The sequence below is a fragment of the Brevundimonas sp. Leaf363 genome, from assembly GCF_001424025.1.
Lineage (GTDB): Bacteria > Pseudomonadota > Alphaproteobacteria > Caulobacterales > Caulobacteraceae > Brevundimonas.
Genome location: NZ_LMPZ01000002.1, coordinates 1,511,231 through 1,533,459 on the forward strand (window position 1 = coordinate 1,511,231; position 22,229 = coordinate 1,533,459).

At 67.8% G+C, this 22,229-nt stretch carries 21 protein-coding genes; 7 read left to right on the forward strand and 14 right to left on the reverse strand.

Annotation, left to right across the window (positions count from 1 at the left end):
* The first annotated feature begins 65 nt into the window (after positions 1-65).
* Positions 66-2,996, forward strand: coding sequence for an excinuclease ABC subunit UvrA (uvrA, locus tag ASG17_RS10630; RefSeq protein WP_056102843.1), 2,931 nt, complete (start codon positions 66-68; stop codon positions 2,994-2,996).
* A 21-nt stretch (positions 2,997-3,017) separates the two neighbouring features.
* On the opposite strand, the gene ASG17_RS10635 is transcribed toward uvrA, so the two are convergent.
* Genes ASG17_RS10635 through ASG17_RS10645 form a run of 3 tightly spaced genes read right to left on the reverse strand, consistent with a single transcriptional unit; the run spans position 3,018 to position 5,694 of the window.
* Complete coding sequence (locus tag ASG17_RS10635) at positions 3,018-3,911, reverse strand: hypothetical protein (protein ID WP_056102846.1); 894 nt, start codon at positions 3,909-3,911, stop codon at positions 3,018-3,020.
* Between the two features lie 11 nt (positions 3,912-3,922).
* Positions 3,923-4,876 (reverse strand): hypothetical protein, encoded by a 954-nt coding sequence (locus ASG17_RS10640; protein ID WP_162238788.1) that lies wholly within the window; start codon positions 4,874-4,876, stop codon positions 3,923-3,925.
* A 23-nt stretch (positions 4,877-4,899) separates the two neighbouring features.
* Positions 4,900-5,694 carry a hypothetical protein gene (locus ASG17_RS10645; protein ID WP_056102852.1) on the reverse strand — a complete coding sequence of 265 codons (795 nt, stop codon included), beginning with the start codon at positions 5,692-5,694 and terminating at the stop codon, positions 4,900-4,902.
* A 106-nt stretch (positions 5,695-5,800) separates the two neighbouring features.
* On the opposite strand from ASG17_RS10645, the gene trmFO reads away from it, so the two are divergent.
* The 3 genes from trmFO to ASG17_RS10660 are packed head-to-tail and all read left to right on the forward strand — an operon-like array spanning position 5,801 to position 8,271.
* A complete protein-coding gene (gene trmFO, locus ASG17_RS10650; RefSeq protein ID WP_056102855.1) occupies positions 5,801-7,189 on the forward strand; it encodes a methylenetetrahydrofolate--tRNA-(uracil(54)-C(5))-methyltransferase (FADH(2)-oxidizing) TrmFO in 1,389 nt (462 codons plus the stop codon).
* Positions 7,189-7,389 carry a hypothetical protein gene (locus ASG17_RS10655; protein WP_056102858.1) on the forward strand — a complete coding sequence of 67 codons (201 nt, stop codon included), beginning with the start codon at positions 7,189-7,191 and terminating at the stop codon, positions 7,387-7,389. Before trmFO ends, ASG17_RS10655 begins: the two co-directional genes overlap by 1 nt.
* A gap of 3 nt (positions 7,390-7,392) precedes the next feature.
* On the forward strand, positions 7,393-8,271 hold the full coding sequence (locus ASG17_RS10660; protein WP_235560408.1) for an oxygenase MpaB family protein: 879 nt from the start codon (positions 7,393-7,395) through the stop codon (positions 8,269-8,271).
* Here ASG17_RS10660 and ASG17_RS10665 read toward each other — a convergent pair.
* The 11 genes from ASG17_RS10665 to serS form a co-directional block, all read right to left on the reverse strand.
* Positions 8,268-8,894: a squalene/phytoene synthase family protein gene (locus ASG17_RS10665; RefSeq protein ID WP_056102864.1), complete on the reverse strand. Its 627-nt coding sequence runs from the start codon at positions 8,892-8,894 to the stop codon at positions 8,268-8,270. The genes ASG17_RS10660 and ASG17_RS10665 overlap by 4 nt on opposite strands.
* Positions 8,891-9,508 (reverse strand): DUF998 domain-containing protein, encoded by a 618-nt coding sequence (locus ASG17_RS10670; RefSeq protein WP_056102867.1) that lies wholly within the window; start codon positions 9,506-9,508, stop codon positions 8,891-8,893. Before ASG17_RS10670 ends, ASG17_RS10665 begins: the two co-directional genes overlap by 4 nt.
* Positions 9,509-9,512: 4 nt before the next feature.
* Positions 9,513-10,133, reverse strand: coding sequence for a urate hydroxylase PuuD (locus ASG17_RS10675; RefSeq protein WP_056102870.1), 621 nt, complete (start codon positions 10,131-10,133; stop codon positions 9,513-9,515).
* A gap of 170 nt (positions 10,134-10,303) precedes the next feature.
* Positions 10,304-11,269: a protein translocase subunit SecF gene (gene secF, locus ASG17_RS10680; protein ID WP_056102873.1), complete on the reverse strand. Its 966-nt coding sequence runs from the start codon at positions 11,267-11,269 to the stop codon at positions 10,304-10,306.
* A gap of 5 nt (positions 11,270-11,274) precedes the next feature.
* Positions 11,275-12,867, reverse strand: a complete 1,593-nt coding sequence (secD, locus tag ASG17_RS10685) for a protein translocase subunit SecD (RefSeq protein ID WP_056102876.1) — start codon at positions 12,865-12,867, stop codon at positions 11,275-11,277.
* Between the two features lie 24 nt (positions 12,868-12,891).
* A complete protein-coding gene (yajC, locus tag ASG17_RS10690; RefSeq protein ID WP_056102879.1) occupies positions 12,892-13,212 on the reverse strand; it encodes a preprotein translocase subunit YajC in 321 nt (106 codons plus the stop codon).
* Between the two features lie 99 nt (positions 13,213-13,311).
* Entirely contained in the window at positions 13,312-14,364 is a 1,053-nt protein-coding gene (locus tag ASG17_RS10695; RefSeq protein ID WP_056102882.1) for a peptidoglycan DD-metalloendopeptidase family protein, read from the reverse strand.
* A gap of 72 nt (positions 14,365-14,436) precedes the next feature.
* Positions 14,437-14,835: an OmpA family protein gene (locus tag ASG17_RS10700; RefSeq protein ID WP_056102885.1), complete on the reverse strand. Its 399-nt coding sequence runs from the start codon at positions 14,833-14,835 to the stop codon at positions 14,437-14,439.
* Positions 14,835-15,482, reverse strand: a complete 648-nt coding sequence (locus tag ASG17_RS10705; RefSeq protein WP_056102888.1) for a protein-L-isoaspartate(D-aspartate) O-methyltransferase — start codon at positions 15,480-15,482, stop codon at positions 14,835-14,837. The genes ASG17_RS10700 and ASG17_RS10705 overlap by 1 nt, the downstream gene beginning before the upstream one ends.
* Entirely contained in the window at positions 15,479-16,270 is a 792-nt protein-coding gene (surE, locus tag ASG17_RS10710; protein WP_056102890.1) for a 5'/3'-nucleotidase SurE, read from the reverse strand. Before surE ends, ASG17_RS10705 begins: the two co-directional genes overlap by 4 nt.
* A gap of 184 nt (positions 16,271-16,454) precedes the next feature.
* The gene (gene serS, locus ASG17_RS10715; protein WP_056102892.1) at positions 16,455-17,870 is read right to left on the reverse strand and encodes a serine--tRNA ligase; all 1,416 of its coding nucleotides are present in this window, start codon (positions 17,868-17,870) and stop codon (positions 16,455-16,457) included.
* A gap of 205 nt (positions 17,871-18,075) precedes the next feature.
* Between serS and ASG17_RS10720 the strand changes: the two genes are divergently transcribed.
* The 3 genes from ASG17_RS10720 to radA all read left to right on the forward strand — a co-directional run bounded on the left by ASG17_RS10720 (position 18,076) and on the right by radA (position 22,200).
* A complete protein-coding gene (locus tag ASG17_RS10720) occupies positions 18,076-19,566 on the forward strand; it encodes a replicative DNA helicase (RefSeq protein ID WP_056102895.1) in 1,491 nt (496 codons plus the stop codon).
* A 140-nt stretch (positions 19,567-19,706) separates the two neighbouring features.
* Positions 19,707-20,759 carry an alanine racemase gene (alr, locus tag ASG17_RS10725; RefSeq protein ID WP_056102898.1) on the forward strand — a complete coding sequence of 351 codons (1,053 nt, stop codon included), beginning with the start codon at positions 19,707-19,709 and terminating at the stop codon, positions 20,757-20,759.
* Between the two features lie 73 nt (positions 20,760-20,832).
* Positions 20,833-22,200 (forward strand): DNA repair protein RadA, encoded by a 1,368-nt coding sequence (gene radA, locus ASG17_RS10730; RefSeq protein WP_056102901.1) that lies wholly within the window; start codon positions 20,833-20,835, stop codon positions 22,198-22,200.
* The last annotated feature ends 29 nt before the right edge of the window (positions 22,201-22,229 follow it).

Here is a 22,229-nt window from a genome sequence, read left to right on the forward strand (position 1 = left end):
TGGGGTCGTTCGCCCCCGGACCCCCGTCCGGCTCTTCGCGTTTCCGGCCCCCGATTCCTGGCAGCATGATCGAAAAGCACAACTTCATCCGCGTGCGCGGCGCGCGGGAACACAATCTCAAGGGCGTCGATCTCGACATCCCGCGCGAGCAGCTGGTCGTCATGACCGGCCTGTCGGGCTCCGGGAAATCGTCCCTGGCGTTCGACACCATCTACGCCGAGGGCCAGCGTCGCTATGTCGAGAGCCTCAGCGCCTACGCCCGGCAGTTCCTGGAGCTGATGGGCAAGCCGGACGTGGACCTGATCGAGGGCCTGTCGCCGGCCATCTCCATCGAACAGAAGACGACGTCCAAGAATCCGCGCTCGACCGTGGGCACCGTCACCGAGATTCACGACTACATGCGCCTGCTGTGGGCGCGCGTGGGCGTGCCTTACTCGCCGGCGACCGGCCTGCCGATCGAGAGCCAGACCATTTCCATGATGGTCGACAAGCTGACGGCCTTGGCCGACGGCGAACGCATCCTGCTGCTGGCCCCCGTCGTGCGTGGCCGCAAGGGCGAGTACAAGAAGGAGATGGCGGAGTGGCAGCGCTCCGGCTTCCAGCGGGTCAAGATTGACGGCGAGTTCTACGCCATCGAGGACGCCCCGGCGCTCGACAAGAAGTTCAAGCACGACATCGACATCGTCGTGGACCGCATCGTCACCAAGGCGGGGCTGGAGCCGCGCTATGCCGACAGCCTGCAGACCGCCCTGGGTCTCGCGGACGGCATCGCGGTGGCGGAATGGGCGAACACCAACGAAGGCGAGACCGCGCCGCGCCGCATCACCTTCTCCGAGAAGTTCGCCTGCCCGGTCTCCGGTTTCACCATCAGCGAGATCGAGCCGCGGCTGTTCTCGTTCAACAACCCGTTCGGCGCTTGCCCGACTTGCGACGGCCTGGGCGTCAAGCTGGCGTTCGACGCCGACATGGTCGTGCCGGACCGCGACAAAAGCCTTCACAAGGGCGCCGTCGCGCCGTGGTCGCGCGGGCCCTCGCCGCTCTACACCCAGACCCTGCAGGCGCTGGCGCAGCACTATGGCTTCTCGATGGACAAGCCCTGGCGCGAGCTGCCGCCCAAGGCTCAGAGCGTGATCCTGCATGGATCGGGGTCGGACAAGATCAAGTTCCGCTACGACGACAACGCCCGCACCTATGAGACGTCCAAGACCTTCGAGGGCGTGCTGCCGAATCTGGAGCGTCGCTGGCGCGAAACAGACAGCGCCTGGGTGCGCGAGGAGCTGGGCCGCTTCCAGTCCGAAACCCCGTGCGAGGCCTGCGGCGGCAAGCGCCTGAAGCCCGAGGCCCTGGCCGTGAAGGTCGGCGGCGAGGACATCGCCGATATCTCCATGCTGTCGATCAAGAAGGCCCACGCCTGGTTCGAGGCGCTGGACGGGCAGCTGACCGAGAAGCAACTAGAGATCGCCCGGCGGATCCTGAAGGAGATCAACGATCGCCTCCGGTTCCTGAACAACGTCGGCCTGGACTATCTGAACCTGTCGCGCAGTTCCGGCACCTTGTCCGGCGGCGAGAGCCAGCGGATCAGGCTGGCCAGCCAGATCGGCTCGGGCCTCACCGGCGTGCTCTACGTCCTGGACGAACCGTCCATCGGGCTGCACCAGCGCGACAACACCCGGCTGCTGGAAAGCCTCAAGGGCCTGCGTGACCTCGGCAATTCGGTCCTGGTGGTCGAACACGACGAGGAGGCGATCATGACCGCCGACTACGTCATCGACATGGGCCCGGCGGCCGGCGTCCACGGCGGCGAGGTCTGCGCCCAGGGCACGCCCCAGCAGGTGATGGACAATCCGAAGTCGCTGACCGGCCAGTATCTGACCGGCGCGCGCGAGATCGAGATCCCCTCGGACGGCCGCCGACCGATCAACCGCAAGAAGCTGCTGCGCATCTCCGGCGCCTCGGGCAACAATCTGAAGAGCGTCACAGGCGAGATTCCGGTAGGCGTCTTCACCTGCGTCAGCGGCGTGTCGGGCGGCGGCAAATCCACCTTCACGATCGAGACCCTCTACAAGGCCGCCGCGCGCCGCCTGAACAATGCGTCGGACGCGCCCGCCCCCTTCGACCGGATCGAAGGTCTGGAGCATTTCGACAAGGTCATCGACATCGACCAGTCGCCGATCGGCCGCACCCCTCGCTCGAATCCGGCCACCTACACCGGCGCCTTCGGCCCGATCCGCGACTGGTACGCCGGCCTGCCGGAGGCCAAGGCGCGCGGCTACGGCCCCGGCCGCTTCAGCTTCAACGTCAAGGGCGGCCGCTGCGAGGCCTGCCAGGGCGACGGCGTCATCAAGATCGAGATGCACTTCTTGCCCGACGTCTACGTCACCTGCGACGTCTGCAAGGGCAAGCGCTACAACCGCGAGACGCTGGAAATCGTCTTCAAGGGCAAGAGCATATCCGATGTTTTGGACATGACGGTTGAAGAGGCGGCGAACTTCTTCAAGGTCGTGCCGCCCATCCGCGACAAGATGCTGACGTTGGAGCGGGTGGGTCTGGGCTACGTCAAGGTCGGCCAGCCGGCCACCACCCTGTCCGGCGGCGAGGCCCAGCGGGTCAAGCTGTCGAAGGAGCTGGCCAAGCGCGCCACCGGCAAGACCCTCTACATCCTCGACGAGCCGACCACAGGCCTGCACTTCGAAGATACGCGCAAGCTGCTGGAAGTGCTGCAGGAACTGGTCGAAACGGGCAACACCATCGTGGTCATCGAGCACAACCTCGACGTCATCAAGGTGGCCGACTGGATCCTGGACTTCGGGCCGGAGGGCGGCGACGGCGGCGGCGAGATCGTCGCGGTCGGCACGCCCGAACAGGTCGCGGCCAATCCCGCCAGCTGGACCGGCAAATACCTCAAGGAGGTGCTGGACCGCCACGAGACCCGCCGCAAGGCGCGCGTGGCGAGCCTTGCGGACGCCAAGCCCGCGAAGGTCCGCAAAAGAGCCTAGGCGCGCATCAGCTGGCCCCGATCACTCGGTCGGGGCCGCACCCCGCAGCTGCAGATAGGCGGCCGAGAACGGGGCGTAGAGCACAGCGATCTGCAAAGCGGAGAGCACCGAGTTGATGACGCCCCAGGCCAGCAGCGCCGGCCAGCCGACCTGGATCAACTCGACAAGGGTAGCGCCTTCCTGACTGCTCAGGGTGTTCAGCCCGCCCGTCAGCAGCGTCAGCGGCGCCGCGACGATGCCGCCGAGCAGCGACACAATGATGCTCATGATCGCGGCGATCACAGCGATTCCGAACAGCGGCCAGAAATGGCCTTTGGTCAGCCCCCAGGACGAAAGGACGGCCATCCGCCGCTCGGCCAAAGTGATGGGAATGGCGAGGCTGAGACGAACCATCAGCCAGACGATCGCGGCGATCCCTGCCAAAGACGCCAGCACGATAATAAGCCACATCCAGGACTGACCCGAGGCGCTCGCGAATCCGGCCAACACCCCGATAACCCCAAAGATCACCATGGCCGCCACTGCGACCAGGACGCCCAGCGCCAGGCTGACGACGAACACGCGCACCTCGTCCATGCCAAGGCGGAGGTAGCCGAACGCGCTCTCGGCGGGGCGGATGACGGCACGGGCGACCGCGGCGTTCAGCATGGCTCCTATGATGATGGCCGGCGGGACGATCCAGCCCATGAAGGCCGCGTAGCTTTCGCCCAGCGCACGGATGTCGTCCATCGACGGGTCGCCGCCGCTCTCCAGCGCCTGGGCCTGCGCCATCACCTGCACCAGCGCCGGTCCACCGATCAGGAAGACGGCGGCGAACATCAGTAGATAGGCGCCCGACCACCAAACGATGGCCAATGGGCTCCGGCGCGCTACGCGAAAGCCCTCAAAGGCGGCTTCGGTCGCGGATAGTGACATGGCGCATCCCCTCAGAGTTCGTGCGAGCCTAACGCATCGCGAGCGGCCGCGTCAGCCGCTTTCACGGCGGCGCTTGCCCTCATCTGTTTCCAGACCGAGGCGAAGGGCGCGGCCCACATGGCCTGCGACAGGCCTGTAAACCAGCAGAGCGCCATGCTGAACAGAACACCGGCGACCGCGACAACAGCGATGGACGTAGGATTGAGCACGGGCAATGGTGAACCGTGCCCGAACATCTCGAAGCGAAGACCGCTGAGGAAGAATGCTCCGAGGCCAAGCGGCGCCATCAGAGCAAGGAATATCAACCCGACAGCAATGCTCGCCAGCCAGAGCAGCAGGCACAGTAGCAGAAGTCGTCCGACATGACCTTTGGTGGCCTGCCAGGCTGCGGGCAGATCCAGTGTTCGGCGGTCGGCCGAGACGACGCACAGCAGGCTCAGCCGCAGCGCGAGCCAAATGACGCTCAAGAACGCAGCCAGACCGTAGAGCGCGATCAGCAGACCGTTCCACGGCGCCCCGAGACCCCAGACGGCGACGCCGAAGGCCACACCCAGCATGGCCACCAAGATCAGCACGCCATAGACCATCAGCAGCAGAGCGATGAACGCCACGGCGACCATAAGCTCGGCCATGCCGAAGCCGAGGGAAAAGGGAGCCTTCTCCGCCTTCGTGCGGTCAGCCAGCACGGCGCGGATCGCCGCTGTCATCACCACAACCGACGCGACCCAGTGCAGCAGCTGACCTAGCTGCGCGAAGACATTGGCCGCCATGATCCGGCTGAACGTCGCCTCGTCCGGGGCATGGCCGGATTGCGCCGCGGCGGCCCATATGGGGATGACCATTAAGAAGATCGGCAACACGGGCAGCAGGCTCAGCAAGCCCCAGACGAACACCGTCAACGGTCGTTGATTCGCCAGTGAGAACGGTGCGCTCAGCGCCGTCTCGATCTCGAATCTCCTCGCCACGTCCCCGCCCCCGTTAGTCCGGTCTATGCCGGCGCCCAGTATTCCAGCTGTCTGTAGGCTGCGCCTAGAACGCCGGCCGCCACGGGCGCCTGCACCCAGGCCAGCACTGCGGCCACGACCGCTGGATGACCGGCGTATGGGACGCCGCTCACCACGGCCGCCATAAGCAGCGCCATCGGAAGTATGGCCACGGTGATCACCGCCAGCAGAGGCCAGAACGAGCCCGTCGCGATCCCCATGGTGTTCAGCGACACCGTATACCCCCGCCCTGCTGTGGCTTGAGAAAATAACGCCAAGCGTACGGCCAGCAGGATCGGCACCGTGACGGCGATGGCGGCGACCGCGGCGATCATCGCGAGCTGCCACGCGGGTCCCGCCGCAGCCCAGTTCCGCGCCCGCAGCGCCTCCAGATCAAGCGCCGTCGCCATGCCGAAGATCGCCAGCACGACCAGCGCCAGCACGACAAGGATCATCGATAGAAACAACAGGTTCAGGAAGGCGGCGAAGACGATCCTCGCCTCCAGCTTGCCCAGCTGAAAGCCGCCGGCGCGCAGCCCTGCCCGCTCGGCCGCGGCCCGGTCCGGCGTCGCCGCGAGGCGGCACAGCGCGCCCCAGGCGGCCAACATGGCGAGGCCTGACCCCAAGCCGTAGACGACACTGCCGAAGCCGTGTGGAACCCACGGCGCGATAAGAGCCAGCATCACGGCGAACAGCAGAACGCCCCACGCCCCCGCCCACAGGCGCGGCACGGCCCCCAGGCCGTCGCTCAGCGCCGCCCCGACTTTCAGCCGCCGACGATGTTCCGTCCCACGGACCATCAGACCCCCAACTCCACCGGCACCATAGGCGGTCAGGTGTGACAGACGCCAGCATGCTCGCCTGTCACGGGCTGACGTAGGCGCATTGCGTGTCTAGAAAGCCGCGATGTCCACCTCCCCCAAGCCCATCCACATCATCGGCGGCGGTCTCGCCGGTTCCGAGGCCGCCTGGCAGATCGCCCAGGCCGGCGTGCCCGTCATCCTGCACGAGATGCGCGGCGTGCCCGGCGTCAGGACCGACGCTCACCACACAGACGGTCTGGCCGAACTGGTCTGCTCCAACTCCTTCCGGTCGGACGACTGGGAGTACAACGCCGTCGGCTTGCTGCACGCCGAGATGCGGGCGCTGGACAGCCTGATCATGGCGTCCGGCGACATGAATCAGGTGCCGGCCGGAGGGGCGCTGGCGGTGGACCGCGACGGCTTTAGTCAGGCGGTGACTGCGAAGCTTGAAGCGCATCCGTTGGTCACCATCGTGCGCGAGGAGATCGCCGGTCTGCCGCCCGCCGAGTGGGACAACGTCATCGTCGCCACCGGGCCCCTGACCTCCCCCGCCCTGGCCGACGCTATCCTGACGGCGACGGGCGAGGAGAGCCTGTCGTTCTTCGACGCCATCGCGCCGATCGTCCACGCCGACAGCATCGACTTCGACATCGCTTGGCGCCAGTCGCGCTACGACAAGGAAGGCCCCGGCGGCGACGCGGCCGCCTACGTCAACTGTCCCATGAACAAGGAACAGTACGACGCCTTCATCGACGCCCTGCTCGCCGGCCCCAAGGCCGAGTTCAAGGAGTGGGAGAACGTCCCCTACTTCGACGGCTGCCTGCCCATCGAAGTGATGGCCGAGCGCGGCCGCGAGACCCTGCGCCACGGCCCGATGAAGCCCGTCGGTCTGACCAATCCGCGCGACCCGACGGTGAAGGCCCACGCCATTGTCCAACTGCGTCAGGACAATGCGCTCGGCACCCTGTTCAACATCGTGGGCTTCCAGACCAAGCTGAAGCACGGCGCCCAAGCCGAGACCTTCCGCATGATCCCGGGCCTGCAGGACGCCCAGTTCGCGCGCCTGGGCGGGCTACATCGGAATACCTTCCTCAATTCGCCCAAGCTGTTGGACCGGCAACTTCGCCTGAAGTCCGAACCGCGCCTGCGCTTCGCCGGTCAGGTGACGGGGGTGGAGGGCTATGTCGAGAGCGCCGCCATGGGCCTGCTGGCCGGCCGCCTCGCCGCCGCGCAGGCGTTGGGGCGCGACCTGGCCCCACCGCCTCCCGAGACCGCGATGGGGGCGCTGGTCGAACACATCACCGGCGGCCATCTGGCGGGCTCAAAGTTCCAGCCGATGAACATCAATTATGGTTTGCTACCCCCGCTGGAGGCCCCACGTCAGGACGCCGAGGGCAAGCGCATCCATCCCAAAGATCGCGGCCGCGCGAAGAAGCGGCTGATGAGCGAGCGCGCCATCGAGGCGCTGAAGGCCTGGCGGGACGTGGCCTGATGTCGGAGGAACTGGAACGGCTGACGGCGCGGCGCGTCACCCTGATCTACCGCCTCGACCTGATCTCGAAGGGCGCGACCCTCAGCTACGATGACGGCACGCCTGTCGACATGAAGTCCGAGAAGGCGCGGCTTGAGGACGAGGTGAAGCGGCTGGACCGCAAGATCGCCCTCTGGGGCCCCGCCGCCGGTCAGGCCTGAGCCGTGGAGTTGGCCAAGCGCGCCATCCGCCAGCGGATCAACCAGCTGTTCAACGACTATGAGCGCGGCGAGCGGCCGGCCCTGCGCCGGGCCGATGCGATGTTTCCGACGGACAGCGTCGCCTGGCGGGTCAACGGCGACATCGTCACCATGATGATCGGCGGCGTCTCGGGCCTGCTGCTGCAGATGCTGCACCCGGCGGTGCTGGCGGGCGTCTGGGACCATTCGGACTTCCGCGCCGACATGCACGGCCGCCTGCGCCGCACGGCGAAGTTCATTGCCGTCACGACCTATGACCACGCCGAGCGGGGACAGGCCGCCATCGACCGTGTCCGCTCGATCCACGACAAGCTCGGCGGCCGTCTGCCCGACGGGACGCTCTACCGCGTCAGTGACCCGGCCCTGTTGGCCTGGGTCCACGTCACCGAGATCACCAGCTTCCTGGCTGCCTGGGTCCGCTACGCCGAGCCGACCATGAGCGCGGCGGATCAGGACGCTTACATCGCCGAGATGGCTCCCATCGCCCACGCCCTGGGCGCCGATCCCGTGCCGACCAATCGCGCTGAAGCCGAGGCTCTGATCCAGTCGATGCGTCCTCAGCTGAAGGCCGACGCGCGCACGTTCGAGGTCGCGCAACTGGTGCTGCGCCAGCGCGTCGGCGGCGCGGCGGAGGATTTCGCAGGCGGGCTGATCATGGCGGCGGGCGCCGATCTGCTCCCCGACTGGGCGCGCCGGATGCACCAACTGCCGACCGCCCCGACCACGAAGCGCACCGCCGTGCGCGGCGTCCAGCGCCTGCTCGACTGGGTCTACACCGGCTCGCCCAACCGCCGGGTCTGGCCGACCGAGGTGCTGGAGTGGCCGGACGGCGCGCCGCGCTAGATCCGCCCGGTCAGAGCCGCCCAGATCAGCCGCAGCCGCTTGAATGCCTCGGGCTCGTCCCGCTTGGTCAGGGCCGCATGGGCCACCGCTGGAAACGCGTCGGGCGGCAACAGCTTCAGCGCCGCATTGGCGGTCGGCCGCACGGCCCGGGCCTCATCCCGGCGCCCGACCTGACCGAGGCCCCAGACGTGAGCGGCCTCGCTGACCACTAGGTCCAGCCCGGCCCCGCCCAGCAGTTTGGCCGCCGCCTGCATGGGCCCGACGTAGAAGGCGTTCAGATCGTGCTTGGCGCCGTGGACGCGCTGGATATGCGCCTCGATCAAAGCGTCGAACGGCGCCCGCGTCAGGCCCCGCCGGGCCGCGACATCCGCCAGCGCCTCCAGGATCGGATGGCCGCGCCGGGGATCGCCGGAGAAGACGCCCTCCAGCTGCTCGCTCCACCAGGCGTAGCGCATCTCGGCCAGCAGCGGCTGGGTCACGCGCGTGGGGATGGTCAGCAGCTCGGCCTCCAGCGCGTACAGCACCATCAGATCGGCGCGCTTGGTCGGATCGTTCACGAAGCGGCTGGACAGCCAGCGGTCCGGATCGGCGGCGCGAACCTGGGCGTCGAAATCGGCGCTCATGCCGGTGCGGTGACCCGCCGCCCCTTGGCCAGCAGCCAGGCGGAGACCAGCAGGAAGACCGTCACCGCCACCTCCAGCACGCGCTGCAACAGCCCACCGAACTCCGGATCGGCCACGACGCCCGCAAAGCCCACGACCGTCAGCAGGCCGCAGATCACACCGAAGGCCACGAACCGTCGGCCCATCTTCGCGGCGGCCGTCGCCAGCCAGATACCGATCGGCACGGCCAGATAGCCGGTCCCGCCCACCAGATCATGCATCAGGGCGCTGAAGGTCGCCTCGCTGCGCGCGCATTCGAACTCGCACGGATAGACGCCCGCCCCGGTGAGACTGGCCCCGTACCAGGCCAGCAGCACCCAGCCGATCACGCCCGGCACGCTGCGTCGCATGATCCAGGCGGCGATCAGGCAGCCGGCGGTGATGAAGACGCCGCTGGGTACGAAGAACCACCAGCTGACCATCGATCCGGTGACGGCGCCGGTCGCGCCCAGCTCGCTGATGTACTGGCGTAAAGGATCGTAGCCGGGATAGGCCGCCCCGCCGATCACGATGCCGCCCCACTGAACGATCTCGCCCAGCAGAATCAGCACGAAGGCGAGACGACCCGGTGTCATCGGATCAGCCGAAAAGCGTCTGGTACATGGCCATGGCCGTCAGCATCGGCAGGCTGAGCAGCAGGTTGGTGCGGCTGCCCAGCATGGCGATCTTGGCCGCCTTGGCCTTTTTCTCGTCGTCCACGACGACGATGCCCAGGGCGCGCTTCTGGTTCGGCCAGATGATCCCCCAAACGTTCAGGAACATGATGATGGCCAGCCAGATGCCGGTGCCCAGCAGCATATAGGCCTGGTCGCCCGACACGAGCCCGCCGGCCATGCCGAAGCTCAGTACCTCGGACGCATAGGCGTGACCGCGCAGGCCCAGGATCGCCAGACCGGCCACCACGGTCGCCAGCGCCGCCCAGCGGAACCAGAACAGCGCCTCGGGCGCGATGTGTTTGCTGACCGCTGGCTTCAGCTCGGCCGGGATCGACGGCATGACCCGGATCTGGACGAAGTTGAAGTAGTACAGCAGGCCGATCCACAGGATGCCCGCGACCACGTGGGTCCAGCGCGCGACCGCTTGCCAGAAGATCAGGTCGAACCCGCCGGGCGCGGTCCGCCCCCAGGCCAGGATCATGCCGATGGCGAGCGCCAGGCTGAGCAAGATGGTGGTGCGGAAGTTGGTCAGTATCTTGGACATGGCGGCTCCCCCTTTGAGTCGAAGCGGCACCATATATCTCCCTCCCCTTCATGGGGAGGGTGGCTGACGTGATGCATCAGACGGGTGGGGTTCGAAAGGACATCCGTTTCCGAACTTCCCCACCCCGCCCGCTTCGCGGTCTTCCCTCCCCACAAGGGGGAGGGAGAAACTCACGGCCGGCTGGCGGCGCCCAGCTTGATGGCCTTGGCGTCTTCGGTCAGTTCGCCGCGCTTAACGCCCCACAACAGGATGATCGGCGCGCCGACATAGATCGACGAATAGGTCCCGATGATGATGCCGAACATGAGGGCGATGGAGAAGCCGAACAGGGCCTCGCCGCCGAACACTGCCAGCGCCGCCAGCACCATGACGGCGGTCACGCCGGTGATGATGGTGCGGCTCAGCGTCTCATTCAGCGACAGGTCGATCACGTCGCGCAGCGGCATGGTCTTGTACTTGCGCAGGTTCTCGCGAAGGCGGTCAAACACCACGACCGTGTCATTCATCGAATAGCCGATCACCGTCAGCACGGCGGCGACCATGTTCAGGCTGAACTCCATGCGGAACAACACGATCAGGCCGAACGTCAGGATCACGTCGTGCAGCAGGCCCACCACGGCACCGAAGCCGAACTGCGGCTCGAACCGGAACCAGATGTAGAGGAACATCAGGCCGATCGCGACGCCCAACGCCAGCAGGCCCGAGGTAAACAGTTCGCCTGACACCTTGGAGCCGACGACGCTGACACCCGAGTAGGTGACCGGCGACCCGACCGCCTCGTTGACCGCGCCCTGCACGCGCTGGACGATGACGGTCTGTTCCTGGTTCTCCGGCACCTGAAAACGGATCAGGGCGCTGGCGGGCGAATCAACACCCTGCACGCCCACGTCTCCGATGCCCAGCTCGCTGACCGCGCCACGCACCGCGCCAAGGTCCAGCGCCTGGCCGTCCGAGCGGGTGACGTCCATGACGGCGCCGCCACGGAAGTCGATGCCCATGTTCAGGCCGGGATAGAAGCACGACACGATCGCCGCGATGCACAGCACGACCGAGAAGACGCCGGCCAGCCGGGCGTGCTTCACGAAGTGCAGGTTCGTCTTCTGCGGCAGCAGTTTGATGAGAGGCCAACCACGCATCTTCGTTACTCCGCGATCGGCAGTTTTTTGGGCTTGGCCACTTTCAGCCAATAGGCCAGCAGCACCTGGGCGACGAGCACCGACGAGAACATCGAAGTGAATACGCCGATGGTCAGGGTCCAGGCGAAGCCGCGCACCGGGCCCTGGCCGAACACGAACATGATGCCGGCCGCGACCAGGGTGGTCAGGTTGGCGTCGATGATGGTGCCCATGGCCTTGTTGAAGCCGGCGTCCATGCTGGCGATCACGCTGCGACCCGCCCGAGCCTCGTCACGCATCCGCTCGTAAATCAGCACGTTGGCATCGACGGCCACGGCGAAGGTCAGGATCAGACCGGCGATGCCCGGCAGCGTCAGCGTCGCCTGGGTCAACGACATGGCGGCCACGATCAGGATGCCGTTGAGCACCAGGCCGATCACCGACACGCCGCCGAACAGCAGTCCGTAGGCCAGGATCATGAAGGTGACGATGATGATGAAGCCGATGGCGGTCGACAACGCGCCCGCAGACACGGCGTCGGCGCCCAGTTCGGCCGTGACCGTCCGGCGTTCCTCGACTTTCAGCGGCGCCGGAAGCGCGCCCCCGTTAAGCAGGTTCACCATCTCCGAAGCCTCGGCGATCGTGAAGCTGCCGGTGATCTGGCCCGAGCCGCCGGTGATGGCGCCCTGGATGGTCGGGGCCGAAACGACCTTGCCGTCCAGGATGATGGCGAAGGGCTTGCCGATGTTGGCGGCGGTGGCGGCGCCGAAGCGACGCGCGCCCGCGCCGTCGAAGCGGAAGTCGATCGCAGGACGACCGCTTTGGTCGGCGCCGACCGTGGCGCGGGTCAGGTTCTCGCCCGACACCAGGACGCGGCGCTTGACCAGATAGGGTTGGCCGTTGGCGTCAGCCAGCAGCTCGGCGTCTGGCGGCACGGCGCCGGCGGCGGCTTCCTGGACCGAGTTCTCCGTATCGACCATCTGGAACGTCAGCTGGGCCGTCTGGCCGATCAGGCGTTCCAGTTCGGCCGGATCGCTCTGGCCCGGAGCCTGGATGACGATGCGGTCGGCTCCCTGGCGGACCGGGTTGATTTCCTTGGTGCCCGACGAGTCCAGACGGCGACGGATCACCTCGATGGACTGGTCGACGGCGCTGGCGCCCATGCTGTTGAGCGCCTGGTCGGTAAAGGCCAGGCGAATGCGGTTGTTGGACAGGCGGGTCGCAGCACGCTCGACCTGGCCATTCGGGCCCGGCGCGCCGATCAGGCCGCGGACAGCTTCGTACGCAGCATCATACCGGGCGGCGTCCGCGATCGACACGACAACGCCGCCGGTCTCGCGCTGCAGGCCGTTCGTCGAGATTCCGGCTTCCTGAAGCGTCGTGCGGACGTCCTCGACCAGATTGGAGACGCGCTTTTCGCGCATCGCCGGCACATCGACTTCCAGCAGCAGATACGATCCGCCCTGAAGGTCGAGACCCAGGTTCAGCCCGTTCTTGGGCAGGAAGCCCGGCAGGGCCGCGCGCTGGGCAGGCGACAGCAGGTTGGGCATCGCCAACAGGATGCCCAGGATCGTCGCGATGACGAGGACGATGACTTTCCAGCGCGACAGCTGAACCATGGCGGGTTACCGGCGAGGCCGGCTTCAGGCCTTGGTGTCGTTGGCGGCGGCGATCGCCGTGCGGTTGCGCACTTCGGAGATCATGCCTTTCACGACACGGACGTTCACGCCCTGGGCGATCTCGACCATGGCTTCGTCGTTCTCGACGCGGGTGATCTTGCCGATCATGCCGTTCGACAGGGTGACCGTGTCGCCGCGCTTGATCGCCGAGATCTGCACCTGATGCTCCTTGGCGCGCTTCTGCTGCGGCCGGATCATCAGGAAGTAGAACAGGACGAAGATGGCGATGATCGGCAGGAACTGCACAACCATGCCCATCATGCCGCCGTCAGCCGGAGCGCCCATACGATAATCTCCCCGCGTGGGCGGCCCTTGCCGGCGCCCCTGAAAATGAGGCGCGGAACCTAGTGGCGGTCGCCCCCGATTGCAACGCGGCGGATCGGCCTATCGCGGGAGGACGCTCTGGGGGTCGACCGCGACCGGTTCGTCGCCCTGCATCCGGCGCGCTTCGAAGTGCATTGAGGGGCGGCCGTCTCCGGCCGTCGCGCCGACCGTGCCGATGACCTGGCCCGCCCGCACGTCGGCGCCGTCGTCCACGCTGGACGAGCCCAGGTGGCCATAGACCGTGCGCCAACCGTCGCGGTGAACGATCAGAACCGTGAGCCCCTGCCCGACCAGTTGATCGCCGACGTAGGCCACGCGACCGGCGGCGGCGGCCCGCACCTCTGCGCCTTCGGCGGCGGCGATGTTGATCCCGTTGTTGCGCTCGCCCATGCCCGCGGGTCCAAAGCGCCGCACGATTTCGCCACGCACCGGCCACTGGAACTGGGTCGAACCGGTCGACACCGGCGATGGCATGGCTGCGTTCGAGACGGGCGGCGCAACGACCGACTGGGTCGGCAGCGAGCGCGGCGCGGGCGGATTGCCGGACGGCGGCGGCGGCGGCGGCGGGGGCGTCGCGCCGCTTTCCAGCACCATCACGCCAACGGGTGAGGGGCCGGTCGCGTACGGATCAGAGCCGACGTCCACGGCCGTGTCAGGCAGGCGGAGCGCCTGCCCCGACGAAATGGCGGCGCGCGGACCCAGGTTGTTCAAATCGATCAGCGTCTGGACCGGCGTCTGGAAGCGCCGCCCGACGCCCGAGATCGTGTCCCCGGGCTGAATCACATAGGCGACGGGCGCGCCAGGCATCGACGGGATGGCCGAAACCGGCGGGCGCGAGGGCGCCGGCGTGCTGGCGGGCGGCTGATATGTCGGTTGCGGTGCGGTCGACGGACGCGCGGCCGGCGGCGGCAGGGAGCCGCCCTCGATCGGCGCGATCGGCGCACGATCAGGCGCCGGCGGTTCATAGGGTTCGGGTTGCACCGGCTGCGGGGCCGGCAGGCTGATCGGATGCGTCGGATAGCGCGGCTCGCTGGGGTACGTCCCACACGCCGCCAGCATCATCATGCCGCAGATCAGGATCGCCGCCCGCGCGACTTGCCGTGTATCGATCATGCCCGTCCTCCATTCGCCCGCCGTAGCCAAGCTCGCCAATGGCGCGAAAGTTTGGCCGCCTGAAAGGGGCCGTCAGAAAATCACTTCGATCAGCGCGCGCCTGTTCAGCGGCTCCCGCACATGATCCGCTGTCGGCCGCGCCCGCTGCGTCGCGCCGCGCGAGTGCAATTCAATCAAGGCCGGATCGACCCCCAACGAGACCAGCTCGGTCGCCATGGACTGAGCACGACGCAGGCCCAACTCGTCGCTGAACTCGTCGGCCTCGGCCGCATCCATATGGGCGGTGATCAGAACGCGGACCGGCTTCTCGCCCGCCATGCGGACATAGGCGGCCGCGCTGCGGGCGGCGCTGTAGCCGGCCGGCGACATATCGGCCGAGCCGTATTCGAAATAGCCGATCCATTGCGTCGCGAACGCCGGCGACGCCGCGAACATCGTGCACCCCGCTGCCAAGCCGGCCATCCAGCGCATCACCCGCCCTCCTTCGCAGTGCCCTCGACCAGGGGAACGAACCGCACTTCGGTCAGGCTCTCGCGGCGGAACGACCCGTCCGGCTGGCCGACGTAGCGATGCAGCATCTGCACCGAGGTCCGCCCCACGGGCGCCACAAGGACCCCGCCGGGCTTCAGCTGTTTCAGCAGCTCGGTCGGTTCGCCCGGCGAGGCGGCTGTGACCATGATCCGGTCGAACGGCGCCTGTTGCGGCCAGCCAAGGCCGCCGTCGCCGTGCTGGGTGATCACATTGTCGATCTCCAGCGTCCGCAGCTTGGCCTCCGCGTCGACCAGCAGGCTTCGGTATCGCTCCACCGAATAGACGTAGCGCGCCAGCCGGCTCAGCACCGCGCACTGATAGCCGCTGCCGGTTCCGATCTCGAGCACCCGATGGCGCGGCTGGACGTCCAGCGCCTGGGTCATCAGGCCGACGATATAGGGCTGGCTGATCGTCTGGGCGCAGTCGATCGGCAGGGCCTGATCCTCCCACGCCTGGTCCAGGAAACGCTCGTGAACGAAGACGGCGCGATCGATCGACTCCATCGCCGCCAGCACGCGCGGGTCCGTCACCCCCTGGCGTCGCAGCCCCAGGATCAGGCGCCCGGCGCGATCGTCGTGCAGGTTCATCCGGCGGCGACCGCCTTGGGCGGCGCTCCGCCCAGCACCTTCTTCAGGTCGTTGACGCTGGTCATGTGCGTCAGGTCGATGTGCAGGGGCGTGACCGAGATCTTGCCGTCCGCCACGGCGCGCAGGTCGGTGCCCGGCGCGAACTCCTGCCGCTTTCCGCGGAAGCTCATCCAGTAGTAGTCGCGCCCCCGCAGGTCGGTGCGCTTCACCGCATGCATCTCGCCCACGTCGCGGAAGCCCTGCCGCGTCACCTCGACCTCGGTGACGTCCTCGGGCGCCCGCGTCGGGAAGTTCAGGTTCATCACCACGCCGGGCGCCCAGCGTTGCTCCAGGAGGCGGCTTATGATCGCGGGCGCCAACGCCTCGGCCGTCTCCCAGTGCGCGATCACCTCGTCGTGGAATCGCTCCAGGCTCTGGCTCAATGCGATGGAGCGGATGCCGAACGCCATCCCCTGCAGGGCCCCCGCGACCGTCCCGGAATAGCTGACGTCCTCGCCGATGTTGTGCCCCCGGTTGACCCCCGACAGCACCAGGTCCGGCCGCTCGGGCATCAGATCGTTGACCGCCAGCACGACACAGTCCGTCGGCGTCCCCGTCACCGCGAACCGCTGGTCACCCAGCCGGTTGACCCGCAGCGGCTCGGTCAGGGTGATCCCCCGCCCCTTGCCCGACTGCTCCACCGCCGGCGCGCACACCCAGACGTCGTCGGACAAGACGCGGGCGATGCGTTCGAGGCAAGCCAGGCCCTCGGCCTCGATCCCATCATCGTTGGTCAGGAGGATTCTCATCGCGCGCCAACCCTACCCTCTTCCTGAGGGAGAGGGCTTGAGCGCACGGCGGCAAAGCCGTCGTCCTTGCGCGAAAGGGTGAGGGGTGGGCGGCCAACCGGTGAGGGCAGTCCCCTCACCCTTTCGGCCAAGACGCATCGCCGCGCTCTGCGGGCCTCAAGCCCTCTCCCTCTGGGAGAGGGACTCACGCCGCGCCCCCCACATGTGTGACCCCGCCCATGTAAGGCTTCAGAACCTCCGGCACGGCGATCCGCCCGCCCTCGTCCTGATAATTCTCCATCACCGCCACTAGCGTCCGCCCGACCGCCAGGCCCGAGCCGTTCAGCGTGTGCACGAACTCCGTCTTCTTCTCGCCCGCCCGCTTGAACCGAGCGTCCATGCGCCGCGCCTGGAAATCCCCGCAGTTCGAGCAGGAACTGATCTCGCGATAGGTGTCCTGGCTGGGCAGCCAGACCTCCAGATCGAAGGTCTTGCGCGCCGAGAACCCCATGTCGCCCTTGCACAGCAGCATCCGGCGATAGGGCAGCTCCAGCGCCTTCAGCACCGCCTCCGCGCACCCTGTCATCCGCTCATGCTCGGCGTCTGAATCCTCCGGCCGGGTGATCGACACCATCTCGACCTTCGAGAACTGGTGCTGCCGGATCAGCCCCCGCGTATCCCGCCCCGCCGACCCCGCCTCGGCGCGGAAGCACGGCGTCAGGGCGGTCAGGCGCATGGGGGTGGCGATGTCGTCCTCGGGCAGGATTTGCTCTCGCACGAGGTTAGTCAGGGAGACTTCGGCGGTGGGAATGAGCCACCGGCGCTCAGACGCGAAGCGCCCAGTAGCCATCTCGAATTCGAGATCGCTGGGCGCATCGGGAAAAGCCGTCGCCTGAAGTGCATGTGGATGCCTCGACAACAGCTCAGCAACCTCATCCCAGTCTGTGCCAATGCAGAATAGATCGTCTTTAAATTTCGGAAGTTGCCCCGTGCCGAACATCGCCTCGTCGCGCACCAGATACGGCGGCGCCACCTCCTGATAGCCGTGCTCGCCCGTCTGCAAATCCAGCATGAACTGGCCGATGGCGCGTTCCAGCCGCGCCAGCCCGCCCTTCAGCACCGCGAACCGCGCGCCCGACATCTTCGCCGCCGCCCCGAAGTCCAGCAGGCCCAGCGCCTCGCCCAGATCGGCGTGGTCCTTGGCCGGCCCGGTCCGACGCGGTTCGCCCCAGACGCCGGTCTCGACATTGCCCGTCTCGTCCTCGCCGTCCGGCACAGAGGCGTCAGCCAGGTTCTTCTGCGCCGCCAGCAGGTCACGCAGCGCCTTGCCCGCCTGCGCCTCCACGCCCTCCTGCGCGCCGATCTCGCCCTTCAGCCCCTCGACCTCGGCCTTCAGCCGGTCCGCCTCGGCCATGTCCTTTCGGCCCATGGCCGCGCCGATGGCCTTGGACGCCGCGTTGCGTTTGGCCAGCGCCTCCTGCCCCGCCGTCTGGGCGGCGCGCAGCTTCGCATCCAGCGCCAGGATCTCGGCCACCAGGCCCTCCGCCCCGTCGACGCCACGCGAGGTCCAGCCGTCGATAAAACGCTGGGGCTCGTCACGGATGGCGCGGATGTCGTGCATGGCGGTCTTTTGTATTCTGGGGGCTTCAAGTCTCGGGAAGGCCGAACGCCTTACCGCCCCGGGCGGAGTCGGGCAACGAACGAGATCACCCTGTCCGGGCGGGACAACGAAACCGGCCCGATCCACACCCCCGGCCCAACTGTCCCCATGGAACCCGACGACCGCATCTGTCGCCGGGCGGGCGCATGGGCCAATGCGTTAACGAATGAACGCCTTCGCCCCCCTGCCTTTCGGTCCGCCCAATGACGACGCGATCAGCGTCGCCGCCCCGCCTCACAATCTGGAGGCGGAGCAGGCGCTGCTGGGCGCCCTGCTGTTCGACAACTCGGCCTTCGAGCGGTTGAGCGACCGTCTGCGCGGCAGTCACTTCTACGAGCCGTTCCACCAGCGGCTGTTCGACGCCATCGAGGATCACATCCGTCAGGGCCTGTTGGCGGACCCGACCGTACTTATGGAGCGGTTCAAGCAGGATCAGGCGTTCCAGACCTTTGGCGGCCTGCGCTATCTGGCCGATCTCGTGGACCGCGCGCCGCCCGCCGCCAACGCCGCCGACTACGCCCGCCTGGTCTACGACCTGGCCCTACGCCGCGATCTGATCCGCATCGGCGGCGACATCATGCGCGAGGCGCCCGACCCTGCGACCGCGGCCATGGACCAGATCGAACAGGCCGAAGCGTCGCTATACACCTTGGCCGAAACCGGCAAGCCGTCCAGCGGTTTCGTCAGTTTTTCCCACGCTTTGTCCGGCGCGGTTCAGATGGCGGGCGAAGCCTACCAGCGCGACGGAAAGCTGGCCGGCCTGGCCACCCAGCTGACGGATCTGGACCAGAAGCTGGGCGGAATGCACCCCTCCGACCTGCTGATCCTCGCCGGCCGCCCGTCGATGGGCAAGACCGCGCTGGCGACCAACATCGCCTTCAACGTGGCCCGTAGCTATCAGTGGGAGCCGACGCCCGAGGGTCGCAAGACGGTCAATGGGGGCGTGGTCGCCTTCTTCTCGCTGGAAATGAGCGCCGAACAGCTGGCTATGCGGATCCTGGCCGACGCCTCGGGCGTCTCGTCCGACAAGCTGCGCAAGGGCGAGATCGACGCCGCCGACTACGGCCGTGTCCGCGACGCCGCCATCGAGATTGGTGAGGCGCCGCTCTACATCGACGCCACCGGCGGCCTGGCCATGTCCAAACTGGCGGCCCGGGCGCGGCGCCTGAAGCGCAACGAACAGGGTCTGGATCTGATCATCGTCGACTACCTCCAGCTGATCACCACGGGCGACAACGGCGGCCAGAAAAACCGCGTGCAGGAGGTCTCCGAGATCACCGGCGGCCTGAAAGCCCTGGCCAAGGAGCTGAACGTCCCGATCATCGCCCTGTCGCAGCTGTCGCGTCAGGTCGAGCAGCGCGAGGACAAGCGGCCGCAGCTGTCGGACCTGCGCGAATCCGGCTCGATCGAGCAGGACGCGGACTGCGTCATGTTCGTCTACCGCGAGAGCTACTACCTGGGCCGCACCGAGCCGCGCGAAGGCTCGCCCGAGCACCTGCAATGGCAGGAAGACATGGACCGCCTGCGTCACCAGGCCGAGGTCGTCATCGGAAAACAGCGCCACGGCCCCATCGGCATCGTCAAACTCAGCTTCGATGAAGACACCACCCGCTTCGGCAACCTGGCCCACGGCGATCGGTACGCCAGCTACGAGTAAGGCTTTTCCTCCCCATGAAATGGGGAGGGGGACCACGAAGTGGTGGAGGGGCTGGTCAAGCGCGACGTGTGTGGCGCCCCTCCGTCGCTTCGCGCCACCTCCCCATTTCATGGGGAGGAGAGAGGCGCTAAAGCACCGCGATGCCCTCCCCCGCCACGCTGTCTGTCGACCTGAGCGCCCTCGTGCGCAATTATCGGACGCTGGAACGCGTCTCCGGCCGGCCGGTGCATCCGGTCGTTAAGGCGAACAGCTACGGCCTGGGAGCCGAAGCCTGCGCCGGGCGGTTGCTGGCCGAGGGGGCGCGCACCTTCTTCGTCGCCCGCGCGGCCGAGGGTCTGGCCCTGCGGCCGGTGCTCGGCGCGGAGCCGGACATCTATGTGCTGGACGGCTTGCACGGCGCCACCCCCGATGCGTTTCGTGCCGCCGACCTGCGCCCCGTCATCAATCAGCCGGCCCAGCTGCAGGCCTGGCTGGGCTCCGGCGGCGGCGCCTGCGGGCTGCAGATCGACACCGGCATGAACCGGCTGGGCTTCCGCGTCGAGGATGCGCCAGAGCCGTTCGCGGGCCTGGCCCTGGTGATGAGCCACCTGGCCTGCGGCGACGATCACGCCGAGCCGATGAACCGGCGCCAGCGCGACGCCTTCGCCGCCGTCTCAGCCCGCTATCCGAATGCCCTGAAATCGTTCGCCAACTCGGGCGGCAGTTTCCTAGGTCCGGACTACGCCTTCGACGCCGTGCGGCCAGGCATCTGCCTCTACGGCGGCGGCCCCGAGGGGCGGCCCGACGACCGCATCGCGCCTGTCGCGACCCTCTTGGCCCAAATCGTCCAGGTCCGCGACGTTCCGGCCGGCGAGACCATCGGCTACTCGCGTGGCTACACGGCGGAAGCCCCCCTCCGCATCGCCACCTGCGCCACGGGCTATGCCGACGGGGTGCTGCGTTCCTACGGCGCCCGGCACGGCAAGCCCGCCGGTCAAGTCTTCGTCGCCGGCGAACTCCGCCCCATCCTCGGCCGCGTCTCGATGGACGTCTGCGCCGTCGATGTCACCGGCCTCGACGTCACGGTCGGCGACAGCATCGAACTGTTCGGCCCCAACCGCCTGATCGACGACGCGGCCGCCGATGCGGGCACGATCAGCTATGAGCTGATCACCTCCATCACCCCTCGCGTGCCCCGCCGCTACGTCGGCTGACCCACGCCAAAGTCGGTCGCAGCCGCTTCGGCGCCCCCTGCCACCGACGCACCTCTTCCGCTAAGCCATCCCAATGGCGAAAGACGGCGCGATCTATGTCTGTCAGTCCTGCGGGACGGTCCACGGCAAGTGGGCCGGCCAGTGCAGCGGCTGCAATCAGTGGAATGTCCTGGTTGAGGAGAGCCGCGCCGCCCCGCCTGGCGCCATCAAGCCCACCGCCGCAGCGTCCCGGCGCGGCGGGCTAAACTTCGAAACGCTCCAGTCCGACACTCCTGAACCGCCCCGCATCCTGACCGGCGTGGCCGAGTTCGACCGCGTCTGCGGCGGCGGCGTCGTGCCCGGCTCGGCGATTCTGCTGTCGGGCGACCCCGGCGTCGGCAAGTCCACCCTGTTGCTGGAAGTCTGCGCCAAGGCAGGTTTGAGGGGCGCTCGGGTCGCCTACATCTCGGGCGAGGAGGCCGTCGAACAGATCCGCGCCCGCGCCAAGCGGATGGGCTTGGCCGACGCCCCCGTCGAACTGGCCGCCGCCACGGCGCTGCGCGACATCCTCTCGACGCTGAAGCGCGAGCGGTTCGACATTGTCATCGTCGATTCGATCCAGACCCTGTGGTCCGACGTCCACGAAAGCGGCCCCGGCTCGATCACCCAGGTCCGCGCATGCGCCGGAGAAATGGTCAGGCTGGCAAAGGCTCAGGGCGTCGCCGTCATCCTGGTGGGGCACGTCACAAAGGACGGCCAGGTCGCCGGTCCTCGCGTCGTTGAGCACATGGTCGATGCGGTAATGAGCTTCGAGGGCGAGCGCGGCTATCCGTTCCGCATCCTGCGCGCCGGCAAGAACCGCTTCGGCGCCACCGACGAGATCGGCGTGTTCGAGATGGGCGATTCGGGCCTGCGCGAAGTCGCCAACCCGTCGGCCCTGTTCCTCGGCGAAGGCAAGGACCGCGCGCCCGGCGCCGCCGTCTTCGCCGGCATCGAGGGCTCGCGCCCGGTGCTGGTCGAGATCCAAGCCTTGGTGGCGCCCTCGGCCTATGGCACGCCGCGCCGCGCCGTCGTCGGATGGGACGGCGGACGCCTCGCCATGCTGCTGGCGGTACTGGAGGCCCGCTGCGGTCTCGGGTTCGGGGACAAGGACGTCTATCTGAATGTCGCGGGCGGCCTGCGCATCAACGAGCCGGCCGCCGATCTGGCCGCCGCCGCCGCCCTGATCAGTTCGGCGCTCGACAAGCCGTTGCCGCAAGGCTGCGTCGTGTTCGGCGAGATCGGCCTGTCGGGCGAGGTGCGCGCCGTGGGCCGGGCCGAGGCTCGCCTGCGGGAGGCGCAGAAGCTGGGCTTCGACCAGGCTCTGTCGCCGCCGGTCACCGCCAAGGCGAACGGGGTCGCAATCACGACCGTCTCGCGCCTCACGGAAGCGGTCGATAGAATCTCCCAGAACCGCTATTAGGCGGATCGCAGCCATTTTCAGGCCAAGGG